Origin of the sequence: Frankia sp. R43, assembly GCF_001306465.1 — a bacterium.
Classification (GTDB): domain Bacteria; phylum Actinomycetota; class Actinomycetes; order Frankiales; family Frankiaceae; genus Parafrankia; species Parafrankia irregularis.
Map to the genome: position 1 here is coordinate 306,915 of NZ_LFCW01000005.1, position 25,284 is coordinate 332,198.

Here is a 25,284-nt window from a genome sequence, read left to right on the forward strand (position 1 = left end):
TCGGGCGCTGTCCGCCTTACCACCCGGCGAAGTGACCCCGTTGATCTCTTCGGGGGCGCGGATGTGCACGAATCAAGATCGGGAGCAGTCCGGCCCGAGTTCGCGCCGACTCATCGAACGGCGACTGGTCGAGGTGCTCGACGACGCCGCCGATCTGCATTCGGAACGCAGCCGCCTGCTGCTGGCCCGCCAGGTCGAGCGGGAACTGAACACCCGCGTCCGGGTGACCGACCTTCCCCTCTCGCGGCAGTGGTTCATCCGACTGCTGGAGATCTGCGCCGAGCGCCCCGGCGGAATGGCCGCACTCGCCGTGGCCGTCGCGCAGATGGAGCCCGGCGGAGTCACCGCGAAGGACGTCGCACAGCTCGCCGCACGCTGGGAGCAGCTCGGAACTCCACGCGGAAATCACGCCACCGCAGCGGAAACCGCAGGACCGCGCATCAGGCCGGCACGGGAGAGCCCCGCACCGGAAAGGATCACCGGCGCTCCGAACGTGCACGGACTCTCCGTCGCCGAGGTGCAGGCTCTGGCCGCCGCCTTTCCGGCCCGGTCCGCGTCACAGAGCCTTCTCACCGCCGCCGGTCTCGCGCCGGAGCAGCAGCCGTCCTGGGCCGCACGCAGCGCCCTGGAGTTCTGGACCGAAGTGAATCAGCTCCTCACCGCCGGCGCGCTGGTGGACGGCCGGCGGAAAATTTTGGCCGCAGCGGCCGAGCGCCTACCCGAAAACCCGCATTTCGGGGGTTTCCAGCCACCTTGTTTGTGCTGATGTAGGACACTCTGAAGAAGGCTCAGCCGCGCCCGGCAGATCTACCTGCGCGGCCGGCGCGAGAGGTTCGGGGGGCCGTGACCGGTGCGGATGAGCCTCGCAACCGTATGACTCGGGATGCTTTCCTGCACCGATACCGGTCCGCGATCGAACGGCAGATCGTCGATACCCTCGACGACCACCCGGACCTGCACGGGGCCGGAAGCCGACCGGTGCTGCTGCGCAGATGCGCCGCCTGGTCGGGAACACGGCTGCCGATCAGTGACCTGCCCCACGCCCGGCACTGGTTCGTCGACCTCGTGGGCTCCTTCAGCCGCGAAGGCCGCTTCGATTTCCTGGCCGAGGCCGTCAACGACCTGACCGGTGACGGCGAGCTGCGCGCGGCACTGCTGCGGCTGGACGACGCCTGGCAGGCAGCCGAGGTCGCCGCCGACGCTCCCGAGGGCCTGTGGGAGGAGCTCCAACGCGAGCTCAGCTCCGTGCCGGCGTCGCGGGTCGCGGACGTCCTGCACCAGGTCACCGAGGGCCGGCACAGCGGGCCGGAGTCCGACCACTGCAGGACCGCCTGGGAACTGTTCGTCTTCCTCTGCGACAGGTCGGCTCCGGGCAGCCGGCTCGGTCCCCGCATCGAGTTCCTCGAGCATCTGGTGCACGACATCGATCAGCGGGTGGCACGCCGGGTCGAGGCCTGGCACCAGTCCTGCGCCGACGACTGGAAGGCGACGGCAGCGCTGCGTGCGCTGCGGCTGGGCCGCGGCAGCCCCGACAGCGGTCGCAATGGTGCCGATGGCCGAAGCCGACAGGCGATCCTGACGCTGCAGCTGGAAAGGATCACCACCAGCCCCGATCTCTATCTGCTGCGCACCTGGCAGCAGTGGGACGGCCGGGAGACCGTCTTCCACCCGGCGGCGCCACCGGTGCAGATCACCCGCCAAGCCCTGGAATGGCAGGTCGAGGCGGCGGTGCAGCGGTTCGAACGCTCGCTCGCGAGCGACGGTGTCGACGCGCGGATCGAGTTCATCCTGCCGCTGGACCTGCTGGGCCTGCGGGTTGAGTCCTTCCGCGTGGAGTGGGCTACCGGTGTGCCGCTCCCCCTCGCGCTGCGCTATCCGGTCGTGCTGCGCAGCCTCGACCGGATGCGCCAGCGGGAATGGCACCGGGCGTGGCGCCTGCGGTGGCGGATCCTCACCCGGGAACCGGCGCGGGCCGCCGTCGTGCGTGGCGAGCCCGCCGACGGCAGCCTGCGCCGGCTGGAGGCACGGCTGCTCTCGGACGAGGGAGTGGTCGCGGTGGTGTTCGACAGCGTGCCGGCGAGTCACATGCCGGCGGGCCGCGTGCCCGTGGACCAGGCGCCGACGAGCCGCGTGCCCGTGGCCCGGGTGCCTGCGGCCCACCATCCCACACCACCGCACGAACAGCTCATCATAGCCCTACGCTGCGGAATTCCGGGAATTCTCTGGTCGTATTCCCCAGATGCGACGGACGCCGCCTCGGGGATCCATGAGTTCGCCGGCACCCAGAAAGTTGACACCCTTCCCGACCGGGTCACCTCCGCCCGCCGTGCGGCTTTCCTGGAAACCGCACCGGACAATAGCCTCGGCGGGTATCTTGCGCTGCTATGGGATGACCCCGACAGGCTGCCGGAACGGGGGTTGGCCGGTTCGCCCAGCCACCCCGAGGGGGGACACCACCGTGACTGACGATGCCCCGGGCCGCGATCGGCCGGATTCCGCCGATGGTGGCGCACGCGCCGGTGATCCCGCGCCCACGAGCCCTCCCCGGCCCAGTGGGCCGGGGAGCACGGACCCCGCGCCGGGCACGCGACCTGCGCAGGCACCGTCAGTGCCGGGCTGGTGGCTGTTCGACGGTGGAATCCGGTCCGAGGTCCGGGAATGGCCTCCGCCACCACCGTGGCGGACGTTCTCCGGGGGTCCCGACCAACCGGAGCCCCCGGAAGAGCAACGCGAAACCACCCGGCGACTCGGCCTCGGCGGTGTCCGCCTGCTCGACCACTCCGCGCTCGCGATGGTGAACGCCGCTCTCGTGCTGCGCCGGCCGTTGCTGGTGACAGGCAGCCCGGGCAGCGGGAAGTCGAGCCTGGCGTATCAGATCGCGGCGAGCCTGGGGCTGGGCCGGGTGCTGCGCTGGCCCATCACCAGCCGCAGCACCCTGGCACAGGGCCTCTACGACTACGACGCGATCGGCCGCGCCCAGTACGAGGTGTTCGGCCGTGCCCAGGCGGCGCCGTCGGGCCGACCCACCGGAACGCGGGCTCGGTCGCCGATACGCGCCAAGGATGTCGCCGACGCCGAACGTCCCGCGCCTGCCGCCATCCCGCCGGTCGGGGACTTCGTGCATCTCGGGCCTCTCGGCACAGCGCTGCTCCCGCATCGCCGGCCGCGGGTGCTCCTTGTCGACGAGTTCGACAAAAGCGACATCGATCTGCCCAACGATCTGCTGAACGTCTTCGAGGATGGGCAGTTCTCCATCCCCGAGCTGGTCCGGGCTCGAGACGCCACACCCGAGGTTCGGGTCCACACCGCGGACCCAGGTGGCACGGCGACGGTCCATGCCGGCATCGTCGAGTGCCACGAGTTCCCGGTCGTCGTCATCACGAGCAACGGGGAGCGCGAGTTCCCGCCGGCGCTGCTGCGCCGGTGCACCCGCCTGGACATCCCGCCGCCCGACACCGATCGGCTGGCGGCGCTGATCGCCGCGCACTTCCCACACGGCGTCGCCGGGCGTGCCGAGCTGGTCGAACAGTTCACCCGGCAGCGGACCCTCGCCGGGCCGCTCGCCGCGGACCAGCTCCTCAACGCGGCCTACCTGCTGACGCTCGGCGCCGACACGGACGGCGCCCAGGCCTGGCCAGATCTGCGCGAACAGCTCTGGCACCGCCTCGCCCCAGACACGGACCCGGGATGACCAGCGAGGGATCCGACCCTGCCCCATCCGCACGGCTGCCGCCCCCGGCGGCTTCCGTGGAAGCCGGGCCGATCACCGGCTCGTCCGCCGGCTCCGCCGCTGGAGCCTCCGCCGTTTCCGCGGTCGGCCGGGCCGCGGCCGCGACCGCGGCCACGGTGGAAATCACGGCCCGCGAGCACGCCGAGGCGCTCTGGCTCTACGGCCTCATGGCCAGCACCGGTTCGAGCGGTTCGAGCGGTTCGAACGCGCAGGGCTCCACCACTGGCGATCCACCACCGGCGCCGTCACCGTCGGGCGCCGGTCCCAGGGACGGCGCCCTCGGCGAGGGGCGCCCGACCGGACCGGTTTCCCTCCCGGCACCCGACCCCGACACCCGCGGCGACAATGCCGGAAACACCGACACCGAAGAACAATTTCCGCCATTTCCGCGGACTGACCGGGACATTGCGCTCGCAGCTCCCGTATCGACGAACACCCGACGCCTTCAGGGTGCCCCGGAGGATGACGCGGAGTCCTTATGGACACCCCTCCCCTGGATGCGGCCCCGTAGTGGTTTCGCGTCGCTGGAGAGGCAATTATCGGGTGCCCGTCGCAGCCTGCGGCCGCTACGGCAGACTGTCGCCTCAAAGGTCCAAATGGTGCTGGACGAGGAGGCCACCGCGGAACGTCTTCTGCGCGGGCCGGCGCCTGTTCCGGTCCGCAGACCAGCCCCGGAGCGCCGCTGGGACCTTGTCCTCCTGGTGGACGACAGTCCGTCCATGCAGGTGGCCTGGCTCGACCTGGTGCCGCTGCTGCGCGGCTACCTCGTCCGCGAGGGCGTCTTCCGCGACATCCGTGTCTGTTTCGTCGACGGAGAGGCCGCGGAGGCGGGCCAGGTCACGCTCCGGCCCGAGTCCCGGGCCGGCGCCCTGCACCGGTCCCCACGGGAAATCATCGATCCGAGCGGCCGGAGGATCATCTGGGTCCTGACCGACGGCGTCGGGCGCGGCTGGCACAACGGGGCGCTGCACAGGCAGCTCTGGTGGTGGAGCCGCCGCCTTCCGGTGGCGGTGATGAACCCGCTGCCGGCCCACCTTTGGCATCTGACCGGCCTCGCCCCGCACCAGGTGAGCATCTTCGCCGCCGCCGGGCCGGGCTCGGTGGCGGTGCGCTGGCGGTTCCAGGATGCCTGGGCCGGTCTGACCGGTGGCGCGGTATCGGATCAGGCCGCCGTGGCGCCGATTCCGATGCTGGGCGTCGACGGAGGCAGCATCGCCAGCTGGGCCCGCTTCCAGTCGGCGGAGCACGAGCGCCGGCTGGACGCGCCGGCTGTGCTGGTAGGACCCGGCGGCACCGGTGCTGGCGCAGGGGCGGCCGCGGGGCGGGACACCGGGGAAGGCACAGCCGCTGGCCGGAACGCGGGGGCCGGAACAGATGGGGCCGGCGCCCGCGTGACAGATGGCGTCGGGGTGACGCTGACGAAGCTGACGCCGTTGGAGATCGTGCGCCGCGCCCGCGCGACGCTGAGCCCCGCGGCCTTCGACCTCGCGGTGCGGCTCGCGGCGGTCCCGTTGACCCGGGACGCGATCCACATGGTCTGTGACCAGGTCTCACAGGCCGGCCGGGCCGAGCTCGGCGAGATCCTCGTCCACCGCCTGCTGCGTCCGGTCACGGCTGCCGCTGCCCTGCCCACGGCCGCCGACGAGGTCGCCTTCGAGTTCGGCGAGGGGGTTCCCGCCGAACTGCTCGCCTGCGGCAGGCAGTCCCAGACGATCCGGACGTGGCGTTCCGCCGGACGTCTGCTGAGTCCGGCGGTGGCGGCGCTTCGGCACGTCGACGTCGTCCTGGACGACCCGGTGGGCGCCCCGCTGCCCGTGATCACTCCGCACAGCGCGCCCTTCATCCGGGTCGAGGAGGTCGTCCTGAGCGCCCTGTCAGGGCCCTACCGATCCCGCGCACTGATGCTTCGCGACGCCCTTCGGACAGCGGAGCGTGAGGTCCGGACGGATGGCGGCCCGGCGCCCCGGTCTGCCGGCTCCGCGCAGGCCGGCGCCGCGCAGGCCGGCGTGTCTGGCACGCGCAGGCGTGGCCGTCGACATGAGGTAGAGCCTGTGACCCACAGTAACGACTCGACATCACGCGCGCCGGCCGCACGGACGCCCATAGATGACCAGCCCACCGCGGCCGAGGTTGCTTCCGCTGACCCTGGAGGAGGGAATGTGGCGCAGTACGACGCGCCGACAATCGTGACCAGCCCGACCGCGGCAGGCATCGCGCCGGAAATACGTCCCCCGGCACGGCGGCCCGGGGGGCAGCCCGCGGTCTGGGGCAACATGCCCCAGCGGAACCCGAACTTCACCGGACGTGCGGAGCTGCTCGACGCCCTGCACGAGCGGCTGCAGACCGGGACCACGGCCGTGCTGCCCGAGGCGCTCCACGGCATGGGTGGAGTCGGCAAGTCGCAGCTCGCCATCGAGTACGTGTACCGGCAGCTGGCCGACTACGACGTCGTCTGGTGGATCCCGTCCGAGCGGACCACCCAGATCAACCAGGCGCTCGTGGAGCTGGCCCAACGTCTCGGCCTGGGCGTCGGTCAGGAGGCCAATGCCGCGGTGCCCGCCGTCATCGAGGCGCTGCGCGTCGGCAAGCCCTTCAGCAACTGGCTGTTGATCTTCGACAACGCCGACGACCCACGGGCGGTGCGCGACTTCTTCCCGGCGAGCGGCACCGGCCGCATCCTGATCACGTCCCGGAACGCGCAGTGGGCGGGGGCCGCCCGTGCGCTGGAGGTCGACGTGTTCCAGCGCGGCGAGAGCGTCGAGCTGCTCCGCCGGCGAACGACGTCGATCGGCGAGGTGGACGCCGACCGGGTCGCCGCCGCGCTCGGCGACCTGCCGCTGGCCATCGAGCAGGCGGCGACCTGGCTCGCGGAGACGGGCATGCCCGCCGACGAGTATCTGCGGCTCTTCGAGGACAAACGTCAGGAACTGCTGGGCACCGCGCCGCCGCTGGACTACCGGATGCCCGTCCGGGCGGCCTGGAACGTCTCGCTGGACCGCCTCGCGCAGTCCAACCCCGCCGCCCTGCGGCTGCTGCAGGTCTGTGCCTATTTCGCGCCCGACCCGATCTCCCGGCAGGTGTTCCGCCGCGGCCGGCACATCTCGATCGTTCCCGAGCTCGACGCGGCGCTGCGCGACTCGTTCCGGCTGAACGAGGCCATCCGCGAGATCAACCAGTACGCGCTGGCCCGCATCGACCACCGCACCAACTCCCTGCAGATGCACCGCCTGGTCCAGGCCGTCCTCATCGGCCGGATGAGCCCCGACGAGCAGGAGACGATGCGCCACGGGGCGCACCGCCTGCTCGCGGCCAGCGACCCGGACGAGCCGATGAACCCCGAATGGTGGAGCGTCTACGCGGAGCTGTATCCGCATGTGATCGCGGCGGGCGCGGTGGAGGGCCACGATCCCCTCATCCGGGACCTGCTCGTCAACGAGGTGCGCTACCTGTGGAAGTGGGGCGACCACGAGGTCGGCGTGGACCTGGCGCGCCAGGCCTACGAGAGCTGGCGGGTCACCCTCGGCGAGGAGCACCCCCACACGCTCTCCGTCGGTGGCTGGTACGGCTGGCTGCTCCAGGTGGTCGGCAACTACTCCGAGGCCGCGCCCATCAACACCCGGATGCTGGAGCTGTGCGAACAGGTACACGGCCCGCGGCATCCCGAGACCCTGGCCGCGTTCGCGAACGTCACGATGGATCGCAAGGTCAGCGGCGACTTCGCGGGCGCGGTCGAGCTGAGCGAGACGGCGCGCGAGCGCGCGGTCAACGTCTACGGCGCCGACCAGCCACAGTCCCTGAACGCCGCGCACAACCTGGCGGCCGCGCTTCGGCTGGTGGGTGACTTCCGGCGCGCGCAGGAGATCGACGACGACACCTGGCGCCGACGTTGCGCCCTGCTCGGCGAGGACAACGTCACCAGCCTGGAGTCCCACAGCAGCCAGAACCTCAACCTGCGCGAGCTGGGTGACTACCTGGGTGCGCGGGCTCGGCAGGAGGAGCTGGTCGCGCGGCTCCGTGCGCTGTTGGGCAACGAGTACCACCCCGACCTGTTGCGGGCACTGCGCAATCTGGCCATCGACCAGCGCAAGGCCGGCGACCACGACGTGGCGCTGCAGACCTCACGCCTCGCCTGGGAGCGGCTCCTGTCCCGGTACGGGCCGGACCATCCCGACACCCTCGCCGCGATCCTCTGCTACTCGATGGACCTGCGCCACAACGGTGATCTCGACGAGGCGCGCCGCCTGTGCGAGGACGCCCACCGGCGTTACCGGAACAGCTTCGGCGACACCCACCCGCACACTCTGGGCGCCGAGACCAACCTGGCCGTCGTCTACCGGCTCGCCGGCGACGCGGAGACCGCGTTCGAGATCGACCTCCGGTCCTGCGCCGCGCTCGCGGCGACGATCGGCCCCGACCATCCGCTGGCCCTGATCTCGGCGACGAACCTGGCGAGCGACCACTACGCGCTCGGGCGGCCGGGCGAGGCCCGTGGGCTCGACGAGGACACGCTGGAGCGGTCACGCGTCCATCTCGGTGCCGACCACCCGTCCACCCTCGCCGTGCTGTCCAACCTGGCCATGGACCTGCGGGCGCTGGGCGAGCGGGAGCGGGCGGAGGAGCTGCACGCCCAGGTCGTCTCGCAGCTGGACCACGCGCTCGGCGTCAGTCATCTGGCGACCCAGTCGGCGATGAGCTGGGTGCGCTCCGACTGCGACGTCGATCCGATGCCACTGTGACGCCGGCCTCCCGGCGAGCGACGAGCGGCGCCACGTCGTTACCAGGAGGCCGGTGTGATCAGGAGGCTGGCGTTGTCAGGAGGGAGGCTGGTGTGATCAGGAGGCTGGCGTGTCCGAGCCGCGGCGGTGTCAGACCGGGAGGCCGCTGAGATCGCCGACGCCGTCATCCCAGTTCGTCGGCCCGGGCCGGGCCTCCAGGATGCGGCAGGCGGCGAGACCGGCGACGGCCCGGTCATCCGCCGGATCCGCCCGGGCCGCCCGCTCATAGCCGTCGCGGGCACCCGCGAGATCGCCTGCCACCAGCAGCCAGTCGGCGGGCAGCAGTGCGTCGCCGGGGCGGGTGGCCCCGGCGGTCGTCTGTGCCGCCCGGGTGCGGAACTCGCGCGGCTCGAGCAGCTGCAGCCGGCACAGGTCGGTCAGCCCCTGCAACGGCAGCGGCCGGACGACGTCCGCGGTGCGGTGCCGCAGGCGCCAGCGCGTCCGGTGCACGTGCCGTGCCAGACCGGCGAACCGCTCGGCCTCCGAGGCCACCGGTTCCCCCAGCCAGCTCTCCAGGCGCAGCACGAGGCCGGTGACGAAACGGTGACCGGCCTGGGTCAGATCCGGGTGCACCCGCACCTGGCGGAGCGCCTCGTCGACCTGCCCGCGCGCCAGCGCGAACTCGAAGTCGGCGTGCAGGCGCGCCGCCCCGTCCAGCGAACTCCGCCAGGTGCGCCAGAACGCGGTGACCTCAAGAAAAGCGTATATCCCGTGCAGCATTCCCTGAAGCGGACGCGGATCATCGCGCCAGGGTGCGTAGCCGACCGGTCCCGGCCGGCGGACCAGCAGCTCCGTCAGGTTGAACAAAGCACCGAGACGGGCGTGCGCCAGCTCGTGCAACAACGTCTCCGCCAGCCACGGCCCGTGATTCGTCTCGGCGAGGCCGATCGAGCCGACCGCGTCGCCATCCGACGCGCTGTTGATCCGGAAGCGCTGCCTGTTCGGTATCGGGGCCAACATCAGCGGAGCCTGTGACAGCAGCACGGCCTGTTGCGGAAAACGAGTCACCAGAATCTCCCACGCGGCGGCGAGGGTTTTCTCCCAGTGCCGTACCGAAGAGGTTTCCAGCCGCAGCGGACGTGCCGGGGTGGCGATATGGCGGAACGGGTCCGTGTCGTCAAGGGCCACGGTCAGGACACGGTCCCCGTATTCAGCGCGCAGCACCGGCAGCGGCCGCCATCCGGCGCCGGCCACCGTGACATCCAGGCAGATCTCCCCACCGGGATCGGCGCGCAGCCGACCGGCCTCGTGGCGCAGGGCCACGACAGCCCAGATCCCGTGGCCGGGCACGTTACCCGAGCCCAACGTCGGCAGCACCAGAAGGCGATGGCGCAGGGGCACCCGGAGCACGAAGTCAAGCCCGGCGCGCACGGCGGCGGACGCGGCGACGGTGTGCAGATAGCCGAGATCCACCCACAGCGGCGTGTCGGAATGGGCCACACCGCGCAGGCGACGCAGCACATGGGCGACCCAGCGCCCGACGGTCGGGTGCTCGAGCACCGCCCGGGCCTCGGCGGGGGCCCGGGCCTCCGCGGCCTCCAGCAGCTCCCAGGCGACGTCCAGCGACGGTAACGGCCCGTAGACACCGGCCCGGGCCCGGGTCTGGTCCAGGAGCGCCCGCAGCAGCAGCCGCCGCCGGCTCCGCTCGGCTCGCCACAGGATCCGGCTGGGCGCGCCGTCGTCCGTCCCCGCGGCCAGCGCGTCGAACGCAGCGGCCGACAGCTCCTGCTGTGCGTGAGCCCCACCGGCCATGGGCCCCCGCGGCCCGTCGACGCCCGTTGCTGGGCGGTAGGTCACACCCACCCGGCCCGAATGCCCCCGATCAGCCGACTGTCCGGTTCGTCGATGACCGCCAGGATCCGGCGCAGTCGGTCATCGAACTCGACGTCGTGGCGATGACGCAGGTCACGAAGGCTGAGTTCGCTCAGGTCCAGGAATGAGCTCTGGATGTTGACCGGGCCTTGGGTCATCACCGTCGGTCTCCTTTCGGGCATGGCTGACCACCGGTGCGAGGCGACGGCCGCTATCACGACGGCACGCCGCGGGAACGTAGCTGGCTTCGCTGCCAGAAGTGTCGCACGGCGTCGCCGCACACGCGGCCGGTTCTGGCCCCACCTGGAAAGGACGAACCACCGCCGAGGAATGGGGCCTTGGATCCCACCGGCCGTATCCAGAGGAGTCCGTTGCCCCGCACCGATCAGCCAACGATGACAATCGCCCAGGAGCCCATTACGTACGGATTTCGAATCATCCGGCGATTTTGCTCGTCCACAACCCGAGGCCGCGTTCCAGGTGCCTCCGACAGGCCGCACCACGCGGACGGGCCGCCGCTACACGCTGGACGACTCGGTAGCCCAGTAGACGTCCCGAAGCGCCTTCTTGTAGAGCTTGCCGTTGTCGAGACGGGGCAGCTCAGGCACGAAGTCGATCGAGCGCGGCCATTTGAACGGGGCCAGCCTGTCCCGGCAGTAGTCCAGCAGGCGGGCCGCCAGCGCGTCCCCCGCGTCGGCCATGGTCGCCGGCTGGACGACGGCCTTGACCTGCTCACCGAGCTCCGGGTGCGGGACTCCGAACACGGCGACGTCCGCCACCTCGTCGTGCATGACCAGGACGTCCTCGATCTCCCGCGGGTAGATGTTGACACCGCCGGCGATGATCGTGAAGTCACGCCGGTCGCTCAGGTAGAGATAGCCGTCCTCGTCGACATGACCGACATCGCCCAGTGTGCGCCAGCCCGGATGGGCGGGGTGGCTCACGGCCTTGGTCCGCCCGGGATCCTTGTGGTAGCTGAAGCCGGCACCCGGGCTCTCGAAGTAGACCGCCCCGGTCTCGCCGGCGGGCAGCTCGGTGCCGTCCTCGGCGCAGATGTGCAGCACACCGCCGCCCTGGGCGCGCCCGACCGAGCCGGGGTGGGCGAGCCATTCCTCGCTGGAGATACCGGTGCTGCCGAAGTTCTCCGAGCCGGAGTAGTACTCGTAGACGATCGGCCCCCACCATTCGATCATCCGGCGCTTCACGTCGACCGGGCAGGGCGCCGCGGCGTGCAGGGCGATGCGCATGCTCGACAGGTCGTAACGGTTCCGGATCTCCGGGGCGAGCTTGAGCATCCGGACGAACATCGTCGGCACCCACTGCGCGGCGAGAACCCGGTACCGCTCGATCGCGCTCAACGCCTCCTGCGCGTCGAACTTCGGGAGCACCACGACGGTTCCCCCAATGCTGTGCAACACGGCCGACACCCTCAGTGGTGCCGCGTGGTACAGCGGCGCGGGCGACAGGTAGACGGAGTCGGCGTCGAGGCCGTACATCCGCACCGTCCCGTTCAGCAGCTGGACGTCGCCGGCGGAGGCGGGAGTGTCCGGCAGCGGGAAACGGATGCCCTTCGGGCGGCCGGTGGTCCCCGAGCTGTAAAGCATGAACGAGCCGCGGATCTCGTCCTCGCGGGGCCCGCTGTCGTAGCCGGCGGTGGCGACGTCGAGATCCTCGTGGTGCTCGGACGACCCGTCGAGCATGAGCCGGCGCAGGACCCCTGGCGTCTCCGCCACGATCCCCTCCGCGACACCGGCCAGCTTCTGCGTGGTGACCAGTGCCTTCGCACCGCTGTCGTTGACCAGGTGGGCGACCTCGGGTGCGGTGAGGTGGGAGTTGATCGGAGTGATGTAGAGGCCACAGTTGAGACCCGCCCACACCAGCTCGAAGTAGCGCAGATGATTCTCGGCGAGTATCGCCAGGCAGTCACCCGGGCGCAGGCCCGAGTGGACGAGTAAGCGGGACAACCGCGCGGAACCCTCGGCCAGCTCACGGTAGGTCTGGACGCGGTCCGCACCGTCGGGGCCACCGGTCAGGATCACCGCGGGCTTGTCGGGGGTCAGTGTCACGAAGTCGGGCGGGTACATGGATCCTCCGGTTCCTGCGGTGCGGGTGACCGCCGCGGGCAACCGGCGGTTCCCCGCGGCGCAGGGGCACCGCCGGCAGACCGCCACCCACCAGACCCACGGCCACCTTCCGCTGCGGAAGCAGCATTCGTGCCGAGCGGAACGACGCTCTTCTGGACGTAATATCAGATTCTCCGAACCGGAGATAGGTGTTGACATCGAGGTCAGGACACCCCCGGCGCCCTGTCGCCGATCCGGCGGGCAATCCTCCAGGCAGGCCCTACGCTCAACAAATGACACAGCAGCGCCGATCGACGGTGGGCCTGATCGGCACTGCCGGGCTGCTGGCTGCTGTGGCGATCACGGTGGCCAATGCCGGGGGCAGCGACAAAGCCTCCGACGCCGGAGCGCCCGGCGACCAGCGGACCACCGGGCCGGCCACCGGCACACCGCGCGACTCGACCGGCGCCGGTTCGTCGGACCGCGACCCGACCGCCACAGCCTCGGCAACCGGGCCGGCCTCAGCCGCCGCCTCCGCGCCCGCGGCCCGGCCCGACGGCGCGGGCGCGGGCGCGGCGCCCTACTGCGGCGCGAGCCGCTACGCCGAGGAGATCACCGTGCAGCGGTGGGCCGGCGGCGACTTCCGGATCTCGTTGTGGCCCACCGACGCGGCGCGGCACGCCGATGACCGCGACGGAGCAGTCTCGGAGATGTGGGCGGCGATCAACAGGTGCGTCGGGACGCTGGACTCCACGGTGACCGAGAGCCTGCAGGACCAGCTCCGCTGCCACGAGTTCCTCGCCCTGGTCCCCGGGTCCGGCGGGGAGCGGTACGCGACCGGGACGACGTTCGACATCGAGAGCTGGCGGCCGACTCCGGGGCGCCGGCGGTGGATCTCCACCCGCTGCGGCAACACCCTGGGCACCGACCCGACCACCACCCCGATGAAGACCTACCGCCCGGACGGCGTCCCGCCCCGTTCGCAGCCCACCGGCGAGCACGCCTAGCGCCGCCCGGCACAGCGCTGCCTGGCGCAGCGTTACCCGGCACAGCGCTGCCCGAACACCGGCGCCGGGAACCGGATCAGCTGCTCGTCCCGTCGGCGCAGACGCGTTGCCTGACGACGTCGAAGGCATCGCCGGCGGGATTTATCTGGACGATCGCCGAACAGGGGCTCGGTTTGCCCATGTTGTCACGCAGGCTCACCGGGGAGATGAGGCCGCCCGCGTCGTAGTCGGTGACCCCTCGCAACGCGTTGATGAATCCCTGGCGGGTGGGGCAGGAGCCGGCCAGCTCCAGGCCGCGCAGGAACATGTCGGTGTAGATGTACGCGAACATCGCCAACTGCTGGTCGGGCCCGCCGGCCTGTGGCGCGAACGCGTTCATGGCCTGCCGATAGCGGTCGATGGCGGGGCCGCCGGACTCGAACGGGCGGAAGGCGACGGGAAAGGAAACACCGGCGAGCTGCTTCCCCTTGGCCGCAAGCAATCGCTGGTCGTACCCGCTCAGCGCGACACTGGCGGCGATCTCCATTCCCGTGGTGTGAGCGGCCTGCATGATGGTGGCGAGATCGTCCAGGCTCGACAGGCCGACAAGTGCGTTCACGCCCGACGCCGCGAGGCGCCGCGCCGTCTGGGTGGCGCTGTCGACCGCCGGGTTGAAGGGGACCGACTCCGACGCAATGCCCACCGACGCCAGCGCGGAGGTGTACCTGGCCGCCAGTTGCAGCGTCGAGGGCGCGTCGCCGGTGATGACAATGCCCGCTCTGACCGCGCCGCTTGTAGCGACATACTGCGCGACGACTTCGGGCGAGTCCGCGTAGACGAAGCTGAACATGTTCAGATAGTTCGACCAGGACGACTCGGCGGCAAGCCCGACCACGGGTACTCCGTCCGCGGAAAGAGCGGCCATCGAGTCGCCCATCGTCACCGAAGCCGTGAGAAGGCCGAAGACGGACTCGTCGTGAACAAGGCTCGTGACGACCTGAACGTTCTGGGTCAGCGAGGTGGCGTCGTCCCGCCAGTCATAGACGATCCGCCGGCCGTGGATTCCGCCCTGCTCGTTGGCGAGGCCGAGCCGGGCGTCGACACCGGCACGGGTCGAGGACAGTGCGTCGCTGCCCGGGCCGGAGTCGGGGTAGACAAAGCCCAACGTGATCTGGTCCGCCGATACCCCGGGGCTCGTGCAGATTTCGGCGGCGCCACCCTGGCTGTCGACAGTGCTGGTAGCCGAGCAGCCAGCACTCGCGGCGACAAGGACGGCGGCCGCCATACCTAACAGGCCAGCCTGACGACACAAGCGCATGATGGGCCCTCTCGCTTATTCACAGACAGCAGCACATCCCCTATATCGGCAAAATTCTAACGAAAAAGGCACCTTCGACACAGACCCGCTCTCAGTGCGTCACGTGGTCAGGCCACGCCGCCGCTCAGCGGGTCCGGGCTGGCGACTCCGGCATGTCGATACGAGATCTGTGTTCCGGCCGGCTCGCTGCGCCATCTCGGCTCCGAACGTCCGCGGCGGGCGGTCTCGGCTCCGGGAGCCAGCCAGCCGGCCGACGGTGAGGACGGAGACGGAGACCGGGACGAATCGTCGTGGCGCCCCGTTGCCGCGCGCGAAATTCCTTGATTCCGCGCAGGTAGGCGGCCTCCTTGCGGCGGGCGATGGCTTCGGGTTCGAGCTCGGTGACACCGTGCCGGCCGTGCTCGCCGACCGCGGCCGCCCAGCCGGCGTCGAGCAGGAAGGGCGCCAGCGCGTCTGCCAGGGCGGCCGGGTCACCGGTCGGGACCACAGTTCCCGCGTTCCAGCGCTGCACGAACGGCGCGACTCCCGTCCGGCTCGTGACGACGACGGGACGTCCAGCCGCGATCGCCTCCACGGCGACGAGGGAGAAGCTCTCGAACCGGCTGGGCACCGCCACGACCCGGGCCCGGCCGAAGACCTCACGGATCTGCGCGGCCGTCAGGTGACCGGTGAACTCGGCGTCAACACCCAGCTCACGGGCCCGGCCCCGCAGCCAGGTGCCGGACTCCACCCCGCCGATCGCACCCGCCGACCGACCCACGACGACGAGGCGGTGCGTCACGCCTGCGGCCCGCAGCCGGGCGGCTGCGTCCAGGAGCACGTCGACGCCCTTGAACGGTTCCAGCCGACCCACGACGGCGATCGTCGGCTCGGTCGCCCCGGCGTCCGGCAGCCCACGCCACGGCGTGGCGTCGAAGAGGTTGGGGATCACCTCGACCGCACGGTCGCCCAGCCAGCCGTCCCGGCGCAGTTCGTCGACGAGCAGCTGGGACGGTGCGGTCACGACGGCGGCCCGCCGCGCCGAGACCTGGTCGAGCCGGTCCGCGACCAGGCCGCGGGTGCCGATCGGCTGCCCGGCGAGGCGGACCGCGAGCATCGTCGGGCAGTGCAGGTGGATGGCCAGCGGCCGGGTGTGGCAGACCGCCTCGATGAGGGCGCGGGTCTCGCCGTCCTGTGTTTCGATCACATCCGGCCGAAGCTGGAGCTGGCGCATCCAGAAGCTGTAGGAGACCGCGAGGCTGGCCCGCAGCGCGAGCGAGTCACGCGGGTGGAGTGGGCCGCGCAGCCGGGAACCGAGGCCGCCCAGCGCACGGGTCGCCGGAGCCTGCAGCAACGGCCGCCGGTGCACGTGCACTCCGTTTTCCACGGTGTCCGAGATCCGCCGCCCCTGAGCACATAGAACGTGCACGTTGTGCCCGAGCCCGACAAGGGCGGCGGCAAGAGCCGCCGTGTACGTTCCGGCACCATCCCAGACAATGGGCGGATACTGCTCGCAGAAGAAGAGAACCGTTAGGTTCCTGAATGTTCCGAGTAGCCCCATCGCATCCCCAGACCCGGACCTGGGAGCGGATCAGGTACCGGAAGAAGTCAAGTACCGGAAAGAGCATGCAAAGGCTACTTGGGTCGGCCGGCCCGGCCGGTCGCACGACAACCTTCCTTGTCACCTGCGTGAGCGCCCGGCGGAATTCGACGCGAGCTGTCGCCAAGCTCTCGCTGTGTACCTGATACGACCTGGATGTCGGACCTCTACCGGCCGCCACCGGTGGCGGCCCGGCCCGAAAGGCCCGGATCGAGCCGGGTCAGTGAGACCTGCAGCACCGGCCGGGTCGCCGCCGCGATCCACTCGGTACCGGAGGCCGTGCGCAGCCGCCGCCAGCCGAGCCCGGGAGCGAGCAGCGCGAGCTCGCCGTCTGAGCGCTGGACCATCGGGATCCGTTCCTCCCAGACGGCGGCCCCGGCGCCGGAGCCGTCCGCGTAACCCACGACGAGTTCCTCGGGCGGCGACGCCGGCGAGATTCCGATCTCGTCCGGACCGGTCGCCAGATCGCTCGTGGTGAGAACAAAGGTGTGGCTGGTGGCACCGTCGAGCGCCCGCAGCGCACCACCGAGCCGCACGTACAGTCGCGGCTCCTGCCCCAGCCCCTGGCCCTGGCCCTGGCCCGCGCCAACGGGTGCCCGCACGTTCACCTGGATCTCGATACGAGTGCCGGTGACCCGCCGCAACGCTTCGAAGGAGCCACGGAAGCTGCCGGGAACGGTCGGGTCGACAATCTCCTCCGGCCGCAGCCGGTAGATCGTCCGGCCGGGCATCCGGTCGGGCAGCGCAGCCGAGCCGGGACCGATGTCCGCCGCGTAGACGACCGGATCATCAAGATCTGGGGAGTTCCGCAGCGTGTGGTACGGGATCTGGGTGTACCGGCTCGGGGTCTGCGGCGTCACCAGGATCACCGCGGGTGTGTCGAGCTCGTCAGGGATCAACTCGTCCACAAAATGATTGCTCTCGTTGACACCACGCTGGACGTCGATGCGCCCCGGCAGACTCGACCAGGTGATCGCGAGGAGTCCCACCCCGGCGACCACGGCCACCCCCGGCCGGGCCAGGTGCAACCCCGCCGCCCACCAGTCCCCCGCCCGCCCGGCCATCACCTGCCCGGCCGTCGCGCGCCGGCCCACCGCGCGCCCGGCCACCGCACGCTCGCCGACCGCACGCCCGGCCAGGCCCAGCCACTCGGTGAGGCGCCGCGACAGGCCCCAGAGCCACCGCGCGCCCTCGGCCGCGAGGATGACGACCGGGGTGAACGCGGCGAGGTGGTAATGCGGCCCGAGCCCGTTACGCAGGCCCGGCATCGCGAACGCGGAGCCCCACCAGAAGGAATAGCCACCGAGCACCATGCCGGCCGCGGCCAGAAGCATGATCCGTTCGGGCCGGCGCCGTGGCGCGAACAGGCCAGCGGCCGCCAACCCCACCAGGACGGTGCCACCGAACAACCAGCTGGGGGCGGCAGCGAGGGTCTCGCGTAGCGCGTCCAGCGCCAGCCGGCGGGTGAACAGAAAACTCGACTCGGACGGCAGGATGCGCCGCGGCCCGAAGCCGAAGCGGTCCAGCGGATCAGAGGCCGACAGGGGCATGCGCAGCGGTGATCCCGTGACGTACCAGCAGTAGGCCGCCGCCACCAGCACGAACGGCAGCGCACCGATCCCGGCCCAGCCCGCGCGATGCGCCATCGTCCGCGCCCGGACCCGCACCCACGCCCGGGCCCCCGACAGCGCCCCCCGCCGTACCACCGGCTCTGACCATTCCGAGCCGGTCAGCTGCCGTGCCCGCAGCAGCACCAGCCCGAGCACCGGGAGAAGTACCAGGACCGCGTCGAACGGCCGGATGAGCAGCGCGAAGCCCGCGCTGGCACCGCCCAGGAGCAGTGCTGGCCGCGAACCGGTCCGGGCCCCGCGCAGAAGCTCGGCAGCCGCGAGCACGAGCGTCGCCGCACCCGCGGCGTACGCAAGCGGAAGTGCGGTGTGCAGCAGCACAATCGGCGACAGGGCCACGCCCGCCGCCGCCATGAGCGCCGTGCGCACATCGGCGAACAGCTCTCTGGCCAGCCGAAACGTCCCGACGACCCAACCGGCCGCCACCGCCGCGGGCGCGACCACCATCGTCCCGAACAGCGCCTGCGACGCGGCGAGCATCGCCGGCCAGCCAGGTAGATACTTCGTGAACACCCTGCCGTCGTGCTCACCGGTGAGCCAGGGCCGGAAGAACGGCTCGACCACCGTGGCGTCCAGGGTCAGCCGCCCCTGGAGCAACATCCGGGCCTGCAGGACGTAGGCGGCTTCGTCCGCGTCACCGGAACCGTCCGGGAAGAGGATCTTCTGCAGGAGCACGCTGCCGACGAACGACAGCAGTGCGAGCACGGTGACGGCGATCGCCGGACGCGAGAGCCGCAGGCGGGTCCGCCTCGTGCGTGCGGGTCGCGACACCACCCGCCCACGTACGCCGAGGCTGCGGGACGCCCCCACCACGGCAGCCTTGTCGAGTGCCGCCTCGTCGAGGGGCGCCTCGCGCACCGTCGACACGTGGACGGTCGACTCGTCGACCGTGGTGTCGACGGTCATCGGCTCGATGGTCATCGGCCGCGGTGGGAGTTGGCGGCGTTTGTCACGCGCAGGCCACGGTGCGGTGCGAACCTTTTCCGATCATGTACCTGCCCGACCCCATCCAAGGCCGCTGGGCGGATTGCTCGCACCCAGCCGTTTGCAACAAATGATCCGTATGCAGTACCTGGAATGATAGAAAACCATTGACGGGTTCCTGCAACGGGGTCGGAAAAGTGTCACTTCAGTGCCCTGAGCTGGCCACATAGGCCAATGCGGATCAGCCGGCCGCGCCGCCGCGTCGCCACGCCACGCCGTCATGTCGCCACGCCACGCCGCTGGCCGATCTCGCTGGTGGCCCGCGGCGCCCACAGGCAAGCCGCACCGACCGGGGCACCACCGCCAAACCAGGTGTTCACGGCCTCCCGTGACACCCGGGTGGCAGGACATGAGGATCCCGGTCGTGGAACGACGAAAATCCCCGGATCTTCGAGCCGCGGCTTCAGGCTGCCGTCGCCGAGTACCGAGTACCGAGTACCGAGGCTCATTGTCGAATACGGGCCGGCGAGGGGTCCGGCTCTCCTAGGATGACGATCGTGCTCGACGACCAAGCAACTGGTTCGGACAGCTGCTATTCATGCAGGCAGGAGGCTTCGCTGGCCACCTTGCCGATCCGCGAGCGAATCCTGGTCGGTGCGGGATGGCGCGCGGCACACGCCATCCGTTGCGCGCTTCCGGGCTGGCTGGTGCTCGTCGCCCGTCGACACATCACCACGATCGCCGATCTGGACGCGGCCGCGGCCGCCGAACTCGGCGTTCTGTGCCGCACGCTGAGCCTGGCGCTGACCGACGTGACAGGGTGCGCGAAAACCTACGTCGCGGCGTTTTCCGAGGCCCCGGGATTCGACCACCTGCACGTGCATGTCATTCCCCGGGCGCACGACGTTCCCGTCGAGGAGCGCGGCCCGTCGATCTTCCGATACCTGCGCGAGCCTTCGGCAGCCTGGGTGCCCGAGGCGGCGATGAACGACCTCGCCCGAGCGCTCGCCGCACGGATCACGACCACCGCGTAGGCCGAGTGATCCTTTCCGTGACCTTCAGCGGTTACGGAGCCGTTCCACCGCTCGGCGGTCCCGCTTGGTCGGGCGCCCCGTACCCCGATCACGCACTGCCATCAGCGGCTGGCGCTCCGGTGGTGGCGGGCTGTTGTCGAGGTAGCACTCCGCCGCGACAGCGGCGCCGACCCGCTTCGTGAGCACCTTGGTCACCACCACGACACGTTCGTGGCCGTCCTGCCGGAGCCGGACCTCGTCCCCGACCCGCACGGGCCGGGCCGGTTTCACCCGCTCACCGTTGAGCCGGACGTGACCACCCCGGCAGGCATCCCCCGCCATCGTGCGGGTCTTGACGAGCCGGACCGACCAGATCCAGATGTCAACCCGTGTGGTCCCTTCCTCCGACGTCATGGAGAGGATGCTACGAACCGACAGCGCTGGTGGCGAGCCTGATCGTGAAACCGCCAGCCGAGCCGCCAACGCGACCGAAGACAATCACTTTCGCCACGGACAAGTCCACCACCTGCGAAAACACATTGGTCAACACGGCCGGGACGGGCAGCGGCCAGGAATCCCGGTCGCCAACGGCCACCAGAGGCCCCGGTTGACGGCCTTTACGCCCACCTGGGTCGGATACCCTCGACAACCGTGGCGGGGGAGCAGCTGCACCAGCGTGGAGCGGATGGAGCCCGCCGGGCAAAGCTCTGGCTCGAGGCCACGACCCGTGCGAACGTCTACTATGTGACTCCCGAGCCAGTGGCAGTGGCGAAGCTGAGCTACCGGTGGGCTGATGGTGGAAGCTTCTCCTACGACCTCGGCGGAGTTCTGCTGGGCGGCGAGTTCCAGGGCCACGAGTTCGTGGCCGAGTCCAAGTTCTACGACGGCCATCACGACCAGGGAACCCTCTATGTGGAGTTCCTCGCGAAATGCTACCGCGCGCTGACGCTGCAGCCCACGCGAATAGACCACTTCATGTGGATCACCTGGGCCCCCTTCCTGGTGACCCGCTGGTCAGACCTCCGCTCACCCGGAGAGATCCGATCGGCTGTGAAGCTGCACCGCAGACGGGTCTTCGGAAGCCCGTCGAACCACCCGTCGAACCACCCGGTGGACCAGATCTCGGACGAGACCTGCGAGCTCCTGGCGGAACGCCTGTGGATCATCGTGCTCTCCGAACGACAGGAGAAGCTGGTGATCTCCACCGAGAACCTAAGTATACTTCGGGCGGTAGGCATCGAGAGGGGAGCCGGATGACCACCCCGACCTACGCCGCCGCACTGGAAGCAGCACTCGGCATATCAAGCACCCGGGAAAGCATCCAGGGCATAAAATCCGTCGTCGCACGCGAGATCGAGGCGACCGACACGTCGGCGCGAATCCGCGACACAGGATATTTCAATCACTCGTACATGCCCGACTTCGTACTGGAATGGCCGGACGACGAGGCCGCCGGCCAGCGATTCATGTACCTGAAGTTCAGCGGCGATGCCGACTACTTCGCCCGCGATGTCGCCCTTGTCGAGGACCGTGAGCCGATCGTCTTCAGCATCGGGCACCACCGCAACGCCCGCGCGGCCCAGGCCCGCCTCGCGGCGGAGACCGGCGCCGTCAACACGCTTCTCACCGACGCCGACGGCCTCGCCACGATGATCGAGCGGCGGGACCGCTCGCCCGACGTCCGGATCATCTCCACGGCTCTCACCCAGGACGGGCGCGGATTCCTCGACGCCGAGAACGCATCCCTCATCGCCGACGGGTTCAGCCAGGGTATCGACGCGGCACGCTCATTGGCGGTCGAGGGCACCAGGCACGCGACGGACATCGTCACCGCCAGGCTTCGTCGGCGGCAGTCCCGCCTGCTGAACCAGTTCCTCCAGGCGGTGTGGGTCGGGTCCGGCGGAAGTATCGAACGGTTTCCGGGTGTCCGCGACCTGTCCGGCGAGATCGCGGACAGCGCACTGGAGTTCCTTCTCAGCGGCGACGAGATCGTCGACCCGGAGTTCTGGCGGCGGCTGGGCCGGCACGCGACACTGGAGCAGCTCACCCGGCTGAAGATCGGCCGCTCGACCCGAAACCTTCAGCATTTCATCACGCACAACATCGACGTCCTCTGGGCCCGCGCGTTCCACCTCCAGCAAACAACGGACAGCCCGACCGAGGAGCCGGCCGCCCTGGAATGGGCGATCGAGAGAAAGCTCCTCTCACTGCTTTCCGCGGGTTTCTCCGCATATTTCGACACCTCCGTCGAGGAGCTGCGCCGGAAAACATCCGGGGCGCGCACCCGCGGAATCAGTCTGGCGGTCCTGCTCGAGCGGGCCGCCGGCACCGTGGTGGCCGAGCTGGAGATCACCGCCGACCGTCGAAGCATCGTCTACCGGTCGGACGAGAGCATCGACATCACCCGTGACGAGCGCCTCGCCGCGCTCGCCGCGTCGCTCGGCCCGGACGCACGTGTCACCAGAGCGCGGATTCCGGTCACCCGGGACAGAAATCTCGTCTGTGACTTCACCGCGCAGATCGTCGCGCCCCGAGGCCCGAGCAAGGTGCCGATGTCGGAGCTGCTGGTCTGCCTTCCGCTGCTGCACGAGCTCACCAGCGCCGAAACGACCGAGCTCTCCGTGATTCTCGAATCGGCCGCCGGGAAGGAGGCCATGACCGACCACTCGACCGTGCGGCTGCCGCCGCCGGCAACCGGCGAGCTTGCGGGCGGCGGCCAGGCCGCGGTGGGCGCCGGCCGGGAGGACACCTGGGAGGACACCGGTTGGGAGCTGGGCCGGCTACCCTTCGACGACGGCTGTTGAGGTCCGGCTGGCGCGGCGAGGGAGCACCGTCAGGGCCGCGACCAGAGCGCCTGCCATGAGAACCAAAGGCACGCCGAGGGTGGTGCGGCAGGCGGCCGCGAAGCCCGCTGCGACGTCGACAGCCGCCTGCGCCGGGCCTGCGCCTGGTACAGCGGTGTCAGATCCACCGCCGGTCTCTCCTCCGGCGAGCACCGCGGCGAGCCCTCGCGAGGCGAGGCCGGAGGCCAGCACGACCGAGGTCGCGGCGGTGCCGATCGACACGCCGACCTGGCTGGTGATGTTCAGCAGCGTGCTCCCCGACGGGGAGTCCCGATCATCGAGGTTACGCAGCGCGGTGGTGATGGTCGGCATGATCGTCGAACCGGCCCCGACACCCGTGACCGACATCGCGAGCATGAGCTGCCAGTACGGAGTGTTGGCGTCGAGCAGAAGCACCGCGGCGAGCAGCCCGGAGGTGGCCAGGGTGATACCGAATCCGACGACCCGCGCCGGTTGCAGCCGATCGACCAGCCGGCTTGCCACCTGCAGCGAAAGGCCGGTGGCCAGAGCCTGCGGTATCCCGAGCATGCCCGTCTCCGCCGGGCTGAGCCCCCGTGCGACCTGCCAGTACAGCGGCAGGACGAGCATCGATCCGAAGTAGGCCGACGAGAACAGCACCAGTGTGACCGCGCCGGAGGCGACCGCCCGCCGCCCCAGCAACGTGATCCGGACCAGCGGAGCCGGTGTCTTCAGGGCACGGACCACAAATCCGGCCACCATCGCGATGCCGACCAGGGCGGGCACGACCACGGAGCTGGACGCGACCGTTCCCAGGCGACCGCTCTCGGCCAGCCCGAAGACGAACAGGGCCAGGCCGGGCGCGACCAGGGCGAGACCGGCGACATCAAGTCGTGGGCCGGTCGCACGATCACCGACAGCACCACCGGCTGCCGCGGCGGCATCACCCGCCGAGCCGGTGAAGGGGCGCAGCGCCCGCGCGGCAAGCAGCAGCGCGGCCAGGCCCACGGGCAGGTTCACCAGGAAGATCCATCGCCAGGAGATTTCGACCAGCCAACCGCCGAGGGTCGGCCCCAGCACCGGCCCGACGAGAACCGGAAGCCCCAGCAGGCCCATCGCACGCCCCCGCCGTTCGGGGGGCGTCGCCCGCAAAACGATCATCATCCCGACCGGTTGCACCAGGCCGCCGCCGACGCCCTGGAGCACCCGGAAGGCGATGAGCGATCCGATGTCCCACGCCAGCCCGCACAGCACCGATCCCAGCACGAAGCCGCCGAGCGCACCGACGTACACGCGACGGACCCCGAACCGGCCCACCAGCCAGGCACTGGTCGGCACCGTCATCGCGAGAGCCAGCGTGTAGCCGGTCGAGACCCACTGGATGACCGGCAGCGAGACCTCCAGGTCCCGAGCCAGCGTCCGGATGGCCACGTTGATGATCGTGATGTCCAGGACGACGAGCAGACCGCCGAGGATCAGCGCGGCGAAGACCATCCGGGGCCGGATCCCGGGCGTTCCCGCGGACGAGGCACCGCCCGCTGCGCCTCCCGATGTGTCCGGAGATGGAGCGGACCCGTCGTCCGCGCTCGGCGGCCTGGCTGGCAGCACGGCCACTGCTGTCTCCTCCCGCGAGGCCAGCGGGGAGGACCCGGCCGGCACGTCAGTCGGGCCAGCCTCCTTCCTCAACCGAGGTTCAGGTCAAGCCGTCCTGATCAGCCCGCCGGCAGCCCAGCCCAACTCAGCCCACCGGCAGCCCAGCCCATCGGCAGCTCAGCCCACCGGCAGCAGCGGCCGGATGGCGGCGACGGTGCCGCCGTCGACCAGCAGGTCGGTGCCGCTGACGAAACTGGCGTCCTGGCCGAGCAGGAAGGCCGCGGCGGCGGCGATGTCGTCCGGGGTGCCGAGACGCTTCGCCGCGGACATCGACACCATCATCCGCATCTGCTCCCCCGACTCCCCGGCCAGCTCTTCCTGGCCCATGGGAGTGGAGATGACCCCCGGGCTGATCGAGTTGACCCGTGCGCCGCGGTCCCCCCAGGGCCCGGCCGCGGCCTGCACCCGCACGATGTTGGCCCGCTTCGACCTGGAGTAGGCAGCACCCGGCGAGCCGAGGACGTCGGGTTCGAAGAAGGGCAGGGCGAGCAGCTCGTCCGTGGGTGTCACGGCGACGATCCGCTCCTCCTCCGGTGTGAGGCCGCCCATGTGGCCGGCCATGCTCGCGATGACGACTCCGGCACCACCGGGGGCGACGACCCGGGCGAACTCGTCGAGCACCAGCGCGACGCCGAGCAGGTCGACCCGCAGGATCGCCTCGGTCGACGCCTGCGTCGGGGACAGGCCGGCGGTGTGCGCGATCTGGGTCACCCGCCCGAGCCCGGCGGCGGTGTCGGCGAGCGCGGCCACCGAGTCACGGCTGGAGACGTCGACGACCTGGGTGACGACGTCCTGCCCCTCGCCCAGCAGCACGTCGGCCACGCTGAGCGCGCCCTCGCTGACATCGGCCAGCAGGATCTTGCGGCCGTTGCCGATCCGGCGAGCGATCGCCCGCCCCATCCCGCCCACGCCGATGACGACAACGATGTCCTTGTCCACCTGACGACCTCCGTCTTGCCGCTCCCAGAACGGTGGGGACTATACGGCTGCGCCCCGTACGGT

Annotated in this window: 17 protein-coding genes; 8 read left to right on the plus strand and 9 right to left on the minus strand. The window is 70.6% G+C overall.

The window, feature by feature from the left end; genetic code table 11:
• Positions 1-61: 61 nt before the first annotated feature.
• From ACG83_RS22325 to fxsT, 4 genes are all read left to right on the plus strand, one after another.
• Positions 62-766 (plus strand): effector-associated domain EAD1-containing protein, encoded by a 705-nt coding sequence (locus ACG83_RS22325; RefSeq protein WP_054568187.1) that lies wholly within the window; start codon positions 62-64, stop codon positions 764-766.
• A 107-nt stretch (positions 767-873) separates the two neighbouring features.
• Positions 874-2,466, plus strand: a complete 1,593-nt coding sequence (locus ACG83_RS22330; RefSeq protein ID WP_054568188.1) for a hypothetical protein — start codon at positions 874-876, stop codon at positions 2,464-2,466.
• Positions 2,467-2,608: 142 nt separating this feature from the next.
• On the plus strand, positions 2,609-3,691 hold the full coding sequence (locus tag ACG83_RS22335; RefSeq protein ID WP_054568189.1) for a MoxR family ATPase: 1,083 nt from the start codon (positions 2,609-2,611) through the stop codon (positions 3,689-3,691).
• Positions 3,688-8,466, plus strand: a complete 4,779-nt coding sequence (gene fxsT, locus ACG83_RS22340; protein ID WP_054568190.1) for an FxSxx-COOH system tetratricopeptide repeat protein — start codon at positions 3,688-3,690, stop codon at positions 8,464-8,466. Before ACG83_RS22335 ends, fxsT begins: the two co-directional genes overlap by 4 nt.
• 129 nt (positions 8,467-8,595) lie before the next feature.
• On the opposite strand, the gene ACG83_RS22345 is transcribed toward fxsT, so the two are convergent.
• The 3 genes from ACG83_RS22345 to ACG83_RS22350 all read right to left on the minus strand — a co-directional run bounded on the left by ACG83_RS22345 (position 8,596) and on the right by ACG83_RS22350 (position 12,401).
• Entirely contained in the window at positions 8,596-10,257 is a 1,662-nt protein-coding gene (locus ACG83_RS22345) for an HEXXH motif domain-containing protein (protein ID WP_054568564.1), read from the minus strand.
• 41 nt (positions 10,258-10,298) lie between these two features.
• Positions 10,299-10,475, minus strand: coding sequence for a hypothetical protein (locus ACG83_RS45475; RefSeq protein WP_158230837.1), 177 nt, complete (start codon positions 10,473-10,475; stop codon positions 10,299-10,301).
• A gap of 360 nt (positions 10,476-10,835) precedes the next feature.
• Positions 10,836-12,401, minus strand: a complete 1,566-nt coding sequence (locus ACG83_RS22350) for an acyl-CoA synthetase (RefSeq protein WP_054568191.1) — start codon at positions 12,399-12,401, stop codon at positions 10,836-10,838.
• A gap of 272 nt (positions 12,402-12,673) precedes the next feature.
• Between ACG83_RS22350 and ACG83_RS22355 the strand changes: the two genes are divergently transcribed.
• On the plus strand, positions 12,674-13,387 hold the full coding sequence (locus ACG83_RS22355; RefSeq protein WP_054568192.1) for a DUF2599 domain-containing protein: 714 nt from the start codon (positions 12,674-12,676) through the stop codon (positions 13,385-13,387).
• A 76-nt stretch (positions 13,388-13,463) separates the two neighbouring features.
• Here the strand turns inward: ACG83_RS22355 and ACG83_RS22360 are convergent, their stop codons facing one another.
• The 3 genes from ACG83_RS22360 to ACG83_RS22370 form a co-directional block, all read right to left on the minus strand.
• Positions 13,464-14,651, minus strand: a complete 1,188-nt coding sequence (locus ACG83_RS22360) for an ABC transporter substrate-binding protein (RefSeq protein WP_347280148.1) — start codon at positions 14,649-14,651, stop codon at positions 13,464-13,466.
• Between the two features lie 157 nt (positions 14,652-14,808).
• The gene (locus ACG83_RS22365) at positions 14,809-16,224 is read right to left on the minus strand and encodes a glycosyltransferase family 4 protein (RefSeq protein WP_054568194.1); all 1,416 of its coding nucleotides are present in this window, start codon (positions 16,222-16,224) and stop codon (positions 14,809-14,811) included.
• A gap of 206 nt (positions 16,225-16,430) precedes the next feature.
• Positions 16,431-18,812 (minus strand): hypothetical protein, encoded by a 2,382-nt coding sequence (locus ACG83_RS22370; protein WP_054568195.1) that lies wholly within the window; start codon positions 18,810-18,812, stop codon positions 16,431-16,433.
• Positions 18,813-19,363: 551 nt separating this feature from the next.
• Between ACG83_RS22370 and ACG83_RS22375 the strand changes: the two genes are divergently transcribed.
• Complete coding sequence (locus ACG83_RS22375; RefSeq protein WP_054568196.1) at positions 19,364-19,849, plus strand: HIT family protein; 486 nt, start codon at positions 19,364-19,366, stop codon at positions 19,847-19,849.
• Positions 19,850-19,873: 24 nt separating this feature from the next.
• Here ACG83_RS22375 and ACG83_RS22380 read toward each other — a convergent pair whose 3' ends face one another.
• Positions 19,874-20,242, minus strand: coding sequence for an RNA-binding S4 domain-containing protein (locus ACG83_RS22380; protein ID WP_054568197.1), 369 nt, complete (start codon positions 20,240-20,242; stop codon positions 19,874-19,876).
• A gap of 330 nt (positions 20,243-20,572) precedes the next feature.
• On the opposite strand from ACG83_RS22380, the gene ACG83_RS22385 reads away from it, so the two are divergent.
• Complete coding sequence (locus ACG83_RS22385) at positions 20,573-21,085, plus strand: hypothetical protein (protein ID WP_152991492.1); 513 nt, start codon at positions 20,573-20,575, stop codon at positions 21,083-21,085.
• Positions 21,082-22,632, plus strand: a complete 1,551-nt coding sequence (locus ACG83_RS22390; RefSeq protein WP_200931359.1) for a hypothetical protein — start codon at positions 21,082-21,084, stop codon at positions 22,630-22,632. The genes ACG83_RS22385 and ACG83_RS22390 overlap by 4 nt, the downstream gene beginning before the upstream one ends.
• Here ACG83_RS22390 and ACG83_RS22395 read toward each other — a convergent pair.
• Positions 22,609-24,123 (minus strand): DHA2 family efflux MFS transporter permease subunit, encoded by a 1,515-nt coding sequence (locus ACG83_RS22395; protein WP_054568199.1) that lies wholly within the window; start codon positions 24,121-24,123, stop codon positions 22,609-22,611. The genes ACG83_RS22390 and ACG83_RS22395 overlap by 24 nt on opposite strands.
• A 276-nt stretch (positions 24,124-24,399) precedes the next feature.
• Complete coding sequence (locus ACG83_RS22400) at positions 24,400-25,221, minus strand: SDR family oxidoreductase (protein ID WP_054568200.1); 822 nt, start codon at positions 25,219-25,221, stop codon at positions 24,400-24,402.
• Positions 25,222-25,284: the final 63 nt, after the last annotated feature.